General features: G+C 54.2%; 14 protein-coding genes. 1 reads left to right on the top strand and 13 read right to left on the bottom strand.

What is annotated here, in order from left to right:
• Nucleotides 1-114 precede the first annotated feature (114 nt).
• The 4 genes from NFS31_RS13360 to spoIIID form a co-directional block, all read right to left on the bottom strand.
• The gene (locus tag NFS31_RS13360) at nt 115-1,185 is read right to left on the bottom strand and encodes a hypothetical protein (protein WP_251495807.1); all 1,071 of its coding nucleotides are present in this window, start codon (nt 1,183-1,185) and stop codon (nt 115-117) included.
• Entirely contained in the window at nt 1,130-1,360 is a 231-nt protein-coding gene (locus NFS31_RS13355) for a hypothetical protein (protein ID WP_251495805.1), read from the bottom strand. Before NFS31_RS13355 ends, NFS31_RS13360 begins: the two co-directional genes overlap by 56 nt.
• Nucleotides 1,361-1,786: 426 nt before the next feature.
• Complete coding sequence (locus tag NFS31_RS13350) at nt 1,787-2,218, bottom strand: protease complex subunit PrcB family protein (RefSeq protein ID WP_251495803.1); 432 nt, start codon at nt 2,216-2,218, stop codon at nt 1,787-1,789.
• 96 nt (nt 2,219-2,314) lie between these two features.
• Nucleotides 2,315-2,590, bottom strand: a complete 276-nt coding sequence (spoIIID, locus tag NFS31_RS13345; RefSeq protein WP_251495800.1) for a sporulation transcriptional regulator SpoIIID — start codon at nt 2,588-2,590, stop codon at nt 2,315-2,317.
• A 363-nt stretch (nt 2,591-2,953) separates the two neighbouring features.
• On the opposite strand from spoIIID, the gene NFS31_RS13340 reads away from it, so the two are divergent.
• Entirely contained in the window at nt 2,954-4,156 is a 1,203-nt protein-coding gene (locus NFS31_RS13340; RefSeq protein WP_251495797.1) for a M14 family zinc carboxypeptidase, read from the top strand.
• 49 nt (nt 4,157-4,205) lie between these two features.
• On the opposite strand, the gene NFS31_RS13335 is transcribed toward NFS31_RS13340, so the two are convergent.
• The 9 genes from NFS31_RS13335 to glgA all read right to left on the bottom strand — a co-directional run bounded on the left by NFS31_RS13335 (nt 4,206) and on the right by glgA (nt 12,651).
• A complete protein-coding gene (locus NFS31_RS13335) occupies nt 4,206-4,700 on the bottom strand; it encodes a DUF5721 family protein (RefSeq protein ID WP_251495795.1) in 495 nt (164 codons plus the stop codon).
• Between the two features lie 6 nt (nt 4,701-4,706).
• Nucleotides 4,707-6,116 carry a glycoside hydrolase family 3 protein gene (locus NFS31_RS13330; protein WP_251495792.1) on the bottom strand — a complete coding sequence of 470 codons (1,410 nt, stop codon included), beginning with the start codon at nt 6,114-6,116 and terminating at the stop codon, nt 4,707-4,709.
• Between the two features lie 54 nt (nt 6,117-6,170).
• A complete protein-coding gene (locus NFS31_RS13325) occupies nt 6,171-7,157 on the bottom strand; it encodes a peptidylprolyl isomerase (RefSeq protein WP_251495790.1) in 987 nt (328 codons plus the stop codon).
• A gap of 13 nt (nt 7,158-7,170) precedes the next feature.
• Nucleotides 7,171-7,959, bottom strand: coding sequence for an HAD family hydrolase (locus NFS31_RS13320; RefSeq protein ID WP_251495788.1), 789 nt, complete (start codon nt 7,957-7,959; stop codon nt 7,171-7,173).
• Nucleotides 7,952-8,587 (bottom strand): Maf family protein, encoded by a 636-nt coding sequence (locus NFS31_RS13315; RefSeq protein ID WP_251495787.1) that lies wholly within the window; start codon nt 8,585-8,587, stop codon nt 7,952-7,954. Before NFS31_RS13315 ends, NFS31_RS13320 begins: the two co-directional genes overlap by 8 nt.
• A 325-nt stretch (nt 8,588-8,912) precedes the next feature.
• Nucleotides 8,913-9,470, bottom strand: a complete 558-nt coding sequence (locus tag NFS31_RS13310) for a putative ABC transporter permease (protein ID WP_251495918.1) — start codon at nt 9,468-9,470, stop codon at nt 8,913-8,915.
• Nucleotides 9,471-10,041: 571 nt separating this feature from the next.
• Complete coding sequence (locus NFS31_RS13305) at nt 10,042-10,503, bottom strand: divergent PAP2 family protein (protein ID WP_251495785.1); 462 nt, start codon at nt 10,501-10,503, stop codon at nt 10,042-10,044.
• Nucleotides 10,504-10,618: 115 nt separating this feature from the next.
• Complete coding sequence (locus NFS31_RS13300) at nt 10,619-11,191, bottom strand: HD domain-containing protein (protein WP_331482635.1); 573 nt, start codon at nt 11,189-11,191, stop codon at nt 10,619-10,621.
• Between the two features lie 14 nt (nt 11,192-11,205).
• A complete protein-coding gene (gene glgA, locus NFS31_RS13295) occupies nt 11,206-12,651 on the bottom strand; it encodes a glycogen synthase GlgA (protein ID WP_251495784.1) in 1,446 nt (481 codons plus the stop codon).
• Nucleotides 12,652-12,786: the final 135 nt, after the last annotated feature.

Raw genomic sequence — 12,786 nt, 5'->3', positions numbered from 1 at the left:
GCTTTAAATGTACTCCCGGAATCAGGCGCAGCAGGATTCCGGGAGTACATCTGTCTCCATAAAGTATAAGCCCGTCCGCGGGAATAGTCAACAACGCTTCATTACAGTATCTTTTTATGACTCCCTCTCCTCCCGGATCCGGCCGGCCAGCTTAAGGAGCCGCCGAAAGCCCCATATCGCCGCCGCTGCAAACAGAAGGCTGAATGACACACCGACGCTTCTCCTCAACCACACAAGCCATGCCGGGATCTCCTCCCGGGACGCCCCGCGCGGTATCGCCCCGGGACGCGCGATCCGCCCGGCATCCCTGGCCGGCTCGCCTCCCGGCATCCCGCGGTAAGCCGTTTCCCCATCCTCCGGCCCCGCCCTCTCATACTCCGTCAAAAGCCGGTATCTCGTGTAATCCGGAAGCGCCGTCTCTCCGGCATAAACCGCCCGGCAATCCCACACTCTCCGGCTTCCCGACGCTCGGGCGTCGCGGCAGAGAATCCCGTTTTCATCCCTGTACGCCTCCCCGTCCCATCCAATCGACTCAATCCGATAATCCTCTTCCCTTTTCCCCAGCGCCTCCAAAAGTTCGGCCCGGTATGTCCACAGGGAAGGTCCCTTTGGATCATGCGGAATTGTAAGCTCCCCCAGACGGTAATAATCCGCCCCATACGTGTGAAAGGTCACGGTAAACGCAAAATCCCCGCTCCAGCGCTCCTCTTCAAAGGACGCGCTCTGAAAAGGAAGCGCTGCTTCAAATGTCTTCCCGCTCTCCTCGTCCCAAACCTCCATCTGCGCGGTCTGCGGCGCTTCCATATCCCGGCTCACCTCCCGGTAGATCACCTCCCCGGACAACTGCCGTCTCCGTCCTGTGGCCGGAACCTCCAGAAGCGTCTTTGATACAAGCCTAAAGCGCTCCCCGCCTTCATCTGTGAACTCCTCCGGGGGCTCCGGAATCATCTCCGGCGAATCATAGATCTCCGAATAGCGCGCCCAGTCTCCATCCTGCCTCTCCTCGCGCGCATAGACAAAACCAGAGCCCATCCCCCAAAAAGCGCCCATATCCGGCGCCGCGGACAGACAGAGCATAAAGGCCAGGCACAGCCTTCCCCACGCTGTCCGGGCGTCCGCGCGCGTATGTTTAAAAATCCGCCTCCCGCCTGCGCGCATCCCGCGCCGCGCATACTCCATATTCATCGTACATCCTCTCCTTCTTCTTTACGCTCTGGTACGGCTCCCTCTGACAGCGCCCAGGCGAAGCCTCCTGCCAGCAGAACAAAATCTCGCTGTAAGCCTTGTGTAATCCCCTGTATTCTCCTCTCATCTCCCGTCTGATTTCCTTTCCGGCGGCCTGATAAAACATCGCTGACATTCACCGTGATCTGCACCTGATCCCGGCAAAAACCTGTATACAAAAAAGGAACGGCCGCTGTGATTGCAGCGAACAATAACATTCTATTCTGATTTTTAACACATTATTCCGGATTTGCTATGCGATACACATCAAATGAAAGCATCGAACCATATGAACCCGCCGATGCCCGGCCCGAACGGGCTTTCCTGAATGAACGGCATCGAACACACTGTCTGTATTGATTGTATTATACCTCAAACAAGGCGGATATACAAATAAAAACTTCATAAATTATTCCCGGCCGTTCACAGGGCGGGGAAAACCGGCAGAAAACCGCCTTGCAAGCGAGCTTGACGTCTGTTTTCTGCCGGTTTTCCCCGCCCCGTGAACGGCAGCATGTGAATAGCCGGGAATCCGCAATTCCATTATTCTGTTACATACCTGCTATTTAAACACGACCGGCTTCTCCATAAACTCCATCCTCACAACGACATATGGATACGACGGCTCAGAACCGGTCTGCTCTCCCTGCTCCGGTCCCTCAAGCTCGGTCCGGATCGTGATGGAATTCTCCGTCAGATAAAGCTCCGGCACTGTAATACTGTACCCCCCTGTTTTTTGTTCCCCATATCCGGCCGCTATGTACAGATCCTGGCCGCTCGTATACGTCAGACGGAACGGCTCCCGCTTCTTTTGCTCAATGATCTCCTGCAGCTCCTGGGGAATCTCATTCTGCCCCACAACCGTAAACTCCAGATCCTGGATCTTATCCTCCGCTTCCTCCTTCTTGCCGCACCCGGCCAGGCACGCGGCCAGCATCAGAAGCGACAGTACAAAAAGCGCGAAACACTGTTTTCCTTTTTTTAGGATTTTCATAACAACTCCCTGCTTGGTTTAATTACTACCATTTTATTGGAGCCCGCAGCGCTTTATGACCTGGAACAGAAAAACTTTTGCATTTACAGGCGTCCGCTAATCCCGATCCCTGCTGCACGCCTGGAGCTGGTGCTGGTATTTCTCCCTTGTCGCCATCCCGCCGCGGATGTGCCGCTCTGCCTTGTTGATATCCAGAATCACCCTGGCCCGCGCCGCAAGAGACGGATTGATGTGCTCTAAGCGATCCGTCACATCCTTATGCACCGTAGATTTGGAAATCCCAAATTTCTTCGCCGTCTGCCTCACCGTCGCATTGTAGTCTATAATGTAATTGGCTATCGCTACCGCACGCTCCTCGATATATTCTTTCACGGAAAATCCCCCGCAAAATCTTATTTTTACAGATTATGCGATGCGGCCTGCAAATATGTTCCGTTTTCAGGCCATTGCCCCTGATCCCATTCACACCTCTGCCATGTATTTAAGCCACAGTCACTTTTTTGTTACTATTCTTGGGACTCATCTTCTTGTCCGGCATAGCCAGACAAGAAGCATCGGGCGTCCGCCCGATGGGGAAAACAGGCGGAAAACCGCCTTACAAGCAAGCTTGACGTCTGTTTTCCCCGCCCCGTGAACTGTAACACTTTTTTCTTTTTTCTTTCAATTTTTTCCACCACGTTGACATTTATCCTCCCCGCTTTTATAATTTACGTAAGAAAAAGGAGGATAAGCTTCATGAATTTTACCCATAACTCTCGTAAACATATAACAAAAAAGACTGTCGCAGGCTGTCTGTGCCTGTCGCTTGCCTTTCTGGCGGCAGCTCCGCTTTCTGCATGGGCAGGCCCCGCCGGCGATATACCGCCTGCAGTTACGGTTCCTGACTCCGGGACCGGTTCCGGCCCTGCCGGCCCGGGAGGCGGAGGATCCGTCACGATCCCCGATACTCCGCCCGCTGCGGATGATTCCTTTTACAATCAGGCGATTACGGATCCCATCGTGCATCCCGTTGACAAATATAGCTACGAACAGATGGAGCAGGACATCCTTGCCCTGGCCGCCCGCTATCCGGGCCGCATCAGTTATCAGACGATCGGCCAGACCCTGGACGGCAGGTATATCTACGATATCGTCATCGGCAACCCGGGCGCCCAGAAAAAGATCCTCTTTCAGGGCGCCATCCACGGAAGGGAATATATCGTCGTTCCCCTGATGATGCAGCAGATTGAATACATGCTGGCCTTCCAGGATTCCGGCAGCTACCTTGGCCAGCCGCTAAACGCCCTGATGGGTCAGACTGCCATCCACTTTATCCCCATGTCCAACCCGGACGGAGTCGCGCTCAGCCAGCTCGGAGAAAGCGCCATCCGTTCCCCGGAGCTTCTGGAAGGCATACGGGCCATGTATGCCGCCGATGTGGCTGAGGAACGCACTGCGCTCCCCTATGAACAATATCTCGTCCGCTGGAAAAGCAACGCGCGCGGCGTTGATTTAAACCACAATTTCAACGCTGACTGGGAGTCCTTAAATCCCACTTTAAACCACGGCTCATCCTCAGATTTCAAGGGAAGCGCCCCGCTCTCCGAGCCGGAATCACAGGCCCTGGCAAACGTGATTGCGCAGAACGGCTTCTCTGCTGTCATCAACTACCACGCCATGGGACAGGTGATTTACTGGGATACGAACGACAACAAAAAAGCGGCCGAATCGTATGACATGGCAACGGCCGCCTCCGGAGTGACCGGATACCAGATCATGGGCTCCAAGGGCGTCGGCGGCCTCAAAGACTGGCTACAGCGCGAAACCTCCCCGATCGCCGGGATCACCCTTGAGGTGGGGCGCTCCGCCTGCCCGGTCGCATTTTCCGAATATCCCGCGATCTGGGAACAGAATAAAGGGATACCATGCCTGTTCCTGCAGTACATTTTAACACACTGATAAATACCACACGCCAAACTGTGATTGCCGCAGAGACGGACTGTTCCAGTCAGCCCGTCTCTGCGGCAATCCCCTCTTTCTTCAAAAATCCCTTCACAGCTTCATCCCACTCATGTTCCAGGCTCTTATCCATAGTAAACTGGTTCACAGACAGCCCGCTCACACAATACAGCGCCTGATCCTCATAGCGCACATTGATATAAAGCCCTGTCTCCTCCGGCTTCCAGGACAGGCCGTGCGCTTCCAGAAAACGGGCCGTCTGCGCGGGCGGCAGCTTAAACACAATGGCAAAGCTCTCCGGCAGACGTTTCCCCTTAATCAGAGAAAAGCAGAACGGCCGGATTATCTTCCAGAAAGAGTATTCCCCGATCCCCTGCTCCTGCCTCTCCTCCTCGGAATAATATCCCCTCCGGACCGCGCCGTCAATAGCAAACCGATTATACGTAACAACCGACGCCTCTCTGACCATCCATTTATCAAACGTCTCCCCAATAAACAGCTTCTTTGTAAATTCTTTTAAATCCTGTATCCTTAACGCTACCATAACCGTCTACTCCATCCCCATTTTCACTGCCAGAATCCGCCGGACCGACTCCTCGATCCGCGCCTCGGAAAGCGTCCCGCTTTTCACAGCCTGCAGCACCCCGTTATAGGCCCCTTTGAAATCAGCGGGCATCAGAAGCATATCGACTCCAGCCTCAAGGGCCAGTACCGCCGCCTCCGCCGACCCGTAGGAATCTGTCACGGCGCCCATATTCAGCGCGTCTGTCACAACAATCCCGTCAAACCCCAGTTCTCCCCGCAGAATATCCGTCACCATTTTCTTTGAAAATACAGCAGGCGTCTCGTCGCCCGTCACCTTTGGCGCTGCGATATGACCGACCATCACGAAACGGCACCCGGCCTTTATGCCTTCCCGGAAGGGGACAAACTCCTCCTCCCGCATCTCCTCAAGCGTCCGGAGCGTCTGCGCATACCCCTTATGGCTGTCCTCAGCCGTCCCCCCGTGACCCGGAAAATGCTTTACAACCGCCTCCACGCCCTTCTCCTTAAGCCCGCGGATCACCTCATTCGTAAAGGCAGCCGCCGACGCGCCTCTGCTCCCAAAGGAACGCCTCGCCACCACCGTGTTCTCCGGATTCGTTATCACATCCGCCACAGGCGCGAAATCTACATTAAATCCGTATCCGGCCAAATACTCCCCGATTACGGTTCCGACCCGGTAAGCCTCCTTCGGATCCCCGCCCGCGCCGATCTCGCTCATATCAGGAAAAGACGCTTCCCCAAACTCCTCGCGGCCGCTGATCCTTGCCACCTGCCCGCCTTCCTCGTCCACGCTCAGAAACGGGATCACGCCGATCCGATCCACAAAATACCCCTTTGACTTAGAAAGCATGTCCCTGACCTGTTCCGGACTTTTCAAATTCTGCCGGAAATAGACAAGCCCGCCCACAGGATACGCGCCGATCGCCTCCCTGGTCGCCGCCCCGGCCGCATACACCTCGTTCACCCCGGTCAGCGCCTCCGGCGTGATAATAAAAAGCTGCAGAACCTTTTCCTCAAGCGTCATCTGCTCCATCTGCTCCTCCGGTGTCCGCGCCGTCTTCCCGGAGCCTGGCGTCTCTCCCGCCGTCTCATGCCGCACCGCGTCCCCCGCTTCGCTCTCCCCCGGCGCTTCCTTCACCTGGCTGCTCTCTAAAAGAACACGGCTGGCCGACGGATCATCCGGAAAAAACTCTGTCTCCACCTCCGCCATCTGATCCCGCTCATCCGCCTTCCTGCTCTCTCCCCTTATCATTCTATGCCAGTAAAGCCATCCGGCCGTCACCACCAGCGCCGCCAGCACAAGGGACAGAAATCCCACGCCTCCCATGCCTTTGCGCTCTTTCCGGCCGCTGTCTCTTCTCCGGCTCTGCCCCTGGTTCTGGCGCCTGCCTCTGCCATCCCGATCTTCTCTCATATCATTTCTTTCCTTTTCTGTTCATTCCGGTAACCGTACAGACAACCAAAACGGTTATTTCGCATATTCCCTGTAAATCTCAAAAAAATCCGCTCCCGCGCTGTAGCTTCCCTCTCCCAGGGACAACTCCTCCCACACATTCTCCGGGTACGACAGCGCCACCGTTTCGCGGAAGCTGTCATAGATCGCCTGAAACGCCCTGCGCTTCCTCTCCTCAAAAATCAGCTTCTTCCTGGCGTCCGTGGCCTCCTCATCGTAATCGCTGACGCATTTGAGCACATAAAACGAGCCCTCTGACTCGATCGGCCCGCTTGTCTGGCCGCCCGCCAGCGCAAAAGCCGCCTCCTCAAACACAGGCGTCTCCTCCCCGTGCCCCAGCCGGCGCGCCGTAACCGGAAGATCCGCTTCCAGGGCGCACGCCTCAAAATCAGCATTCTCCTCCGAAACCCTGGCCGCAAATGCCTGCGCCTCCTGGAAATCAGCACATTTCACCTGCTGGATAGAAATCATCTTGGCCTCGCTGTCGCTGACCTCCAGATCAATCCCTGCCGTCACATCCTCCACAAGCTTCTCCGCCAGCCGGTAATCCTCAAACAGGCTCTTAACCGACTCCCTCGTCACACCCATATAAGAAATATCCGCATCCGTCAAACGCTCATAATATACCTGCGAAGCCTCGGCCATCGCGGCCCGCTCCTCAGCCGTCAGGGCAACCTCCCTTTCTTCGGCCAGCAGGTTCATCACCTTAAGCTCGTCCATAAAGCATCGGATCTGCTCCGTTAAATAATCATCAAACGTTTCCCCTCTCTCCTCCAGAGAAACCTGCCAGATCTGATCCGTACACACTGCCTCATAGCGGTTCTTTTCCGTCGTGGCAATCACCATAATATCAGCCCGTGAATATCCCTCCACGTTCTGCCCGTCCCCCGGAACAGGGAGCGCTGCCTTACAGCCAGCCAGACACGCCGACAGAAAAACGGCTGCCAGAAAAACGCCCTTTCGCCCTGCGCATCTTTCCCCGGCTTTCCTCCTGATAATCACCCTACGCCTCCCCTCACTGAAGCAACTGCAAAATCTTCATCACGCCGTTATTCCGGTTCGTATCAGCCTCAAAGCGGGCCGCCCGCTTTACCTCTTCCCTGGCGTTTCCTACTGCAAAGCTGTAATACGCCCGGCCCAGCATCTCAATATCATTCATCTGATCCCCAAAGGCCATGGTTTCCTCCGGGCTTATCCCCAAACTCTCCTGCAGCGTACGCACCGCCTCGCCCTTATTGATCCCGGGAGCCATGCAGTCCAGCCACATATCGCCGGAAATCGTCATCTTCACACGGTCCGAATACTCCTCAAAAAGCGCCTTCGTCGCCCCCTGAATATCGCTTTTGCGGTACGCGGATACCTTAATAATCTCATCTTGGACCGCTGTCACATCCTCTGTGCGGATAATATGAAAATGATACCCGTTCACCATCCAGTCAATAAACTCCTGATCCCCTGTCTCCAGATACGTTCCCTTGGCCCCGCCGACCATCACCTCCAGGTTCGGATCCTGCCGGATGCGCTCAGCCAGCGACACCGCCAGCCCTCTCTCCATGGGATACAGAAACAGATTCCGGCCATAGCATCCCATATACGCGCCGTTTTCAGCCACATAAAAAATCTTCTCCTTAATCGGGCGGAAGGTGTACTCAATACTCGCCGCCTGCCTCCCGCTGGCCGCTGCAAAATGGATCCCCTTTTTCTCCTTCAGATCCGCGATCAGCTCAAACAGCCTGGGGTTCACTTGGTTCTCCCCGTCCGCCACCAACGTTCCGTCAATGTCTGTCACAACTAATTTAATCATCCTGACCTCCGCGCATAAGTTCCTTAAGCTCCTGATAAAGCCTTCCGGCCGGCAGCCCCATCACATTTGTATAAGAGCCCTCTATTCCCCGGATAAAGGCCGCAAACCGTCCCTGAATCCCGTAAGCGCCCGCCTTATCCATCGATTCCCCGCAGTCAATATAGCCGTTTATCTCCTCATCCGTCATGGGATATGCCCTAACCCGCGTCTCCTCTGCAAACGTCTTAACCGTTTTGCCATATATCACGGTCACCCCGGTATATACCGCATGGCAGTTTCCCTGAAGGCTCTTTAACATACAAAACGCCTCCCCGCGGTCATGCGGCTTTCCGAGAATCCTTCCGCCTGCGCTGACCACCGTATCAGCGCCGATCACAACCGTATTGCAGAGCCCCTCTCCGCGCCCGGACGCCGCCTGCTCCCGGCGCAGCCGCTCCGCCACATCCGACGCCTTTCGCCGCGACAGCTCCATCACCATCTCATCCGGGCGTTCTGCCAGGATATTCTCGTCAACCTCACTGGGAATGATTTCAGGATCAAGACCAATCTGGCGCAGAAGATCCCGCCGCCTGGGCGAGGCAGACGCCAAAACCACGCGGATAGCGTCCGCTTTATGTTTTGTCTCCATTGTGTATGATTCCTCTTCCATTCATATTTTAAACAAATAATTGTCTCCCTATTTTATACCACAAAAGGCGGTTAGAGTACAAGGGCGTATGGGGGGATTGCGAAAAATGTTAGAATCCGCGCCCGCAGGGACCGCTGCGAAAGGGCCGCCCGTGACAGGTTTTATATCCGGCAAAATCCTGCTCAGAGAGCTCTAATATATGAAAAAACTGCCAGAACAGAAGCCCCCGCCCCTGCTCTGACAGATCCTTTTGGAAAAATGGCTGCCAATGCCCGCATACCATCTATCTGGCTGCCGCGGACAAATATCCCTACGCTTCTCAATATTAATTGACCCGCATGCGCCCAATCACCGGCTCGTCGCCCGCCCCGTCCTTCTCACGCCGCTCCAGATGGAAGCTATACAGAAAATCAGCCGCATAAAACATCAGGAGCGACAGGGCGACATACTTTCCTATGCCTGCCGGTATCCTGCTCACCGCGCCCTGCACCCAAACATTCAGGAGGCGGAAAAACACAATACCCAGGAGTCCCCATCCAAGGCTGCTCTCCAGACAGATAATTCCTTTGTAATTATATCTCTTCTTGCTGTAATCCCACCAGAAAGCCCCAAACAGCCAGATCATAATCCTCGCCGTCACCAGCTCCATCGTGGTGGCCATCAGCATACTGCAAAAATACAGCCTGACCATATTATTCGCCACGGGCCTCAGTATCAGGGCGGCCCCGATCGCCCCAAACCCGTAAATAATACAAAACGGACCATGCCCAAAGCCGCGGTTATAAATAAACTTCCTGTTTTCCAGGCTCAGCACCACACATTCCAATACATACCCGATCAGACTAAAGCCAAAAAAGCAATTGATCCAGAAATATATATCTATTTCTGCAAACATCGTTTCTCACCCTCTCTGTCCCGCCCCAGCCCTCATGCCCGCCGGCCTGAAAACTGCAGCCGCTATTCTTAAGCCGCCTGTCCGCCCCGCCGCAGGGCAAAAAACAGGCTGGCGCTGTAATGCTATTCAGTATAGTATAGAATCGTATGGAAATCAAGCTCTTTTAACATAATTTTAACATAAGAACGTTACTGTTGTAACAGTTCAGATAGGTCTGCGCACCTGCTGCGCTGACCGTACGAAAACGTGGCGGCAGCAGGCATCTGCCCCATCGCGAAGCGATTTTCATTGGCAGATGCCGTAACAGTTCAGGTTATTTGAACTGTTACTTACTGTTCACACCCCTGCCGGGTTGTCCCCAGTAACACGCTTCGCGATGCACACAAACCGCAAAAAATGCGGTTTAGCGCTGCTGCTCTCGGGTTTTCTGTGACTTTCGCTGCGCTGCACTCACAAAAAACACCTCGAATTGGCTGGTGTGTGAACAGTAACATGAGAACTTCTAACATCGGGGTATGCCCCGGCCAGTAACGCAGCCTCCTGAACAGCTTCCCCGCGCCTATCCAAAAAGCGGATCCATCGCCACTGCAATCACAATCCCCAAAATCGCCCCCGCCAGCACCTGTATCGGCGTATGCCCCACATACTCCTTCAGCTTTTCCTGCAAAACAACGCTGTCCAGCTTCAGCAGATCCTCAAAAAGAAGCCGGTTCAGCACCTTCGCCTGCTTCCCCGTCTCCTGCCGCACGCCGATAGCGTCATACATCACCACAGCGGCCAGAATAAAGCAAATCGCAAACTCAAAGCTCCCCGTCCCATAGCGCAGACCGGCCGCTGTGGCCAGGCCGCATACCGTGGCCGAATGCGAGCTCGGCATCCCGCCGGAGCCGACCAGCCGCTCCGGATTAAAGGAACGGTTGAGGCTGATGTCAAGCAGAGTCTTCAGTACCTGGGCCACCACCCAGCCCGTCACGGCGCTCATCAAAGTCTGATTACGTGTCAACTGCTGAAAAAATGTCATATTTATCTCCCGTAGTGCTCTCCCAAAAACGCCCCCCAAAGGCTGAACTGTTGCGCCATTACGACAATTTCAGCCCGTATGTTCCCAAATTCATTGAAAACACACGGGCTTGCTGTCAGCGTCCGGTCAATGCCGGACGCAGATTATTGATAAACCATTCCCTGACCCCGGATCCGACTTCTGCCAGGCTGCAGAATTTGTCGGCCCACACAATGGCGTATCCCTCCTTATACCGGGGAGGAATCAGCGTCAGGGGCCACATATGGCAGAGAATCATGTTCCGCTCCTTTTCCGTCGCCTGAAAATAACGCTCTGCATTCTCCATCGCAACTCTGGGATGGGTGAACCCATGAAAATGATCTCCGGTTTCTCTTGCATGCGTATGCCAGTCATACAGAAACAGATCATGCAAAAGAGCTGCCCGGGCGACCGAGCGGTAATCCCAGCCATATTTGCGGCAAAGCCGGTAGCTCAAATACGAAACCCGGATGCAGTGCTCCCGGCAGGTCGTCCGGCCATGCTGGTAATACCCGTCCATGGACAGAAACACAGGATGCTCCATAATGTCCCGGACGCACGCCATATACGCCTCGTCCGCCTTCCATGCCTCCCGCTTCACCCATCTCTCATCACCGGCCCACTCCTTAACCGCTTCCCGCTCCTCCGGTTTCAGTCCTGTCCGCTCCATGAAACCCGGCCTCCTTAATATCCAATCAGCCAGTCATAGAGTTCCTGGTACTTCATCGCCGACGCATTCCAGGAGAAATCAGCCGCCATCGCGCGATCCACAATCTTGTTCCACTCACGCTTTTTATTGTAAAATACATATTTCGCATAACGGATGCAGTCCAGCATCTCATGCGCATTGTAGTTTGCGAATGAAAAGCCCGTTCCGGTTCCCTCGTACTCATTGTACGGCCATACCGTATCCTTTAAGCCGCCTGTCTCGCGCACGATCGGCACTGTGCCGTAGCGCAGGGCCATAAGCTGGCTTAAACCGCAGGGCTCGAACAGAGACGGCATCAGGAACGCGTCGCAGCCCGCATAGATCCGGTGTGACAGATCCTCGGAATAGTAGATATTGGCCGATACGCGGTCATTATATTTCCAGTCAAAATGGCGGAACATATTCTCATACTTCTCATCGCCGGTTCCCAGAACCACAAGCTGCACATCGTCGCTGCAGATCTCGTCCATCACACACTGGATCAGATCAAATCCCTTCTGGTCCGTCAGGCGGGAAACAATACCAATCAGGAACTTCCTGTCATCCTGCGCAAGCCCAAGCTGCGCCTGAAGCTCCTTCTTATTCTTTACCTTTTCCTTGCGGAAATTCTTCGCGCTGTAATTCTGCACAATCCGGGTATCCGTCTCCGGGTTGAATTCATCGTAATCAATTCCGTTTAAAATGCCTCTCAGGCTGTTGGCCCTGGCCCGCATCAGGCCGTCTAAGCCTTCGCCAAAGAACGGTGTCTTAATCTCCTCCGCATACGTATTGCTGACCGTGGTGATCGCGTCCGCGTACACCAGCCCGCCCTTGAGCAGATTGCCGTCCTTATACGCCTCCAGCTTATCCGGCGAGAAATAATAGTCCGGAAGCTCGGAAAAGCGCTTGATCGTCTTCACATCCCATACGCCCTGGAACTTCAGGTTATGTATGGTCATAACCGACTTAATGTCACGGAAGAAATCTCCTCCGTGGAATTTATCCTTCAAATGAACCGGAATCAGCCCGGTCTGCCAGTCGTGGCAGTGGATGATATCCGGTTTAAAGCCTATCACCGGCAGGGCGCACAAAGCAGCCTTGCTGAAGAATGAAAACTTCTCCAAATCATAATACCAGTCGCCATAAGGCTTTGAGCCCCAGAAATACCCCTCATTGTCAATGAAATAAAAGGTGATTCCATCATAAACATATTCCAGAATTCCCACATAACGGCTCTGCCCCAGATAATCCACATAGAAATGGCTGATATACTTCATCTCATTCCGGAATTCCTCTTTAATGCAGAGATACTTGGGAATCATGACACGGACATCAAAATACTGCTTATCAAAACACTTGGGCAGAGAACCCACAACATCTGCCAGACCCCCTGTCTTGATAAAGGGAACCGCTTCTGATGCAACAAAAAGGATATTCTTCATTACTGCTACCTCCCAATGCCTGTATTAAAACGCTGCAACGCTACAGCACTTCACGCCCCTCCCGCTAAATGAACCCCACGATCCACATCACGCGAAGATAACTATATTATACAATATAATTCAGAAATAAGGAAG

This window comes from Otoolea muris (genome assembly GCF_943193115.1).
Lineage (GTDB): Bacteria > Bacillota > Clostridia > Lachnospirales > Lachnospiraceae > Otoolea > Otoolea muris.
The sequence above is the reverse complement of the archived record's forward strand: the minus strand, read 5'-3'. Positions and strand labels throughout refer to the sequence as shown.

Excerpts from the sequence above, each read along its gene's own strand:
- NFS31_RS13360 (WP_251495807.1), bottom strand. The coding sequence starts at position 1,185 with ATGAATATGGAGTATGCGCGGCGCGGGATGCGCGCAGGCGGGAGGCGG.
- NFS31_RS13355 (WP_251495805.1), bottom strand. The coding sequence starts at position 1,360 with ATGTCAGCGATGTTTTATCAGGCCGCCGGAAAGGAAATCAGACGGGAG.
- NFS31_RS13350 (WP_251495803.1), bottom strand. The coding sequence starts at position 2,218 with ATGAAAATCCTAAAAAAAGGAAAACAGTGTTTCGCGCTTTTTGTACTG.
- NFS31_RS13340 (WP_251495797.1), top strand. The coding sequence starts at position 2,954 with ATGAATTTTACCCATAACTCTCGTAAACATATAACAAAAAAGACTGTC.
- NFS31_RS13335 (WP_251495795.1), bottom strand. The coding sequence starts at position 4,700 with ATGGTAGCGTTAAGGATACAGGATTTAAAAGAATTTACAAAGAAGCTG.
- NFS31_RS13330 (WP_251495792.1), bottom strand. The coding sequence starts at position 6,116 with ATGAGAGAAGATCGGGATGGCAGAGGCAGGCGCCAGAACCAGGGGCAG.
- NFS31_RS13320 (WP_251495788.1), bottom strand. The coding sequence starts at position 7,959 with ATGATTAAATTAGTTGTGACAGACATTGACGGAACGTTGGTGGCGGAC.
- NFS31_RS13315 (WP_251495787.1), bottom strand. The coding sequence starts at position 8,587 with ATGGAGACAAAACATAAAGCGGACGCTATCCGCGTGGTTTTGGCGTCT.
- NFS31_RS13305 (WP_251495785.1), bottom strand. The coding sequence starts at position 10,503 with ATGACATTTTTTCAGCAGTTGACACGTAATCAGACTTTGATGAGCGCC.
- NFS31_RS13300 (WP_331482635.1), bottom strand. The coding sequence starts at position 11,191 with ATGGAGCGGACAGGACTGAAACCGGAGGAGCGGGAAGCGGTTAAGGAG.
- glgA (WP_251495784.1), bottom strand. The coding sequence starts at position 12,651 with ATGAAGAATATCCTTTTTGTTGCATCAGAAGCGGTTCCCTTTATCAAG.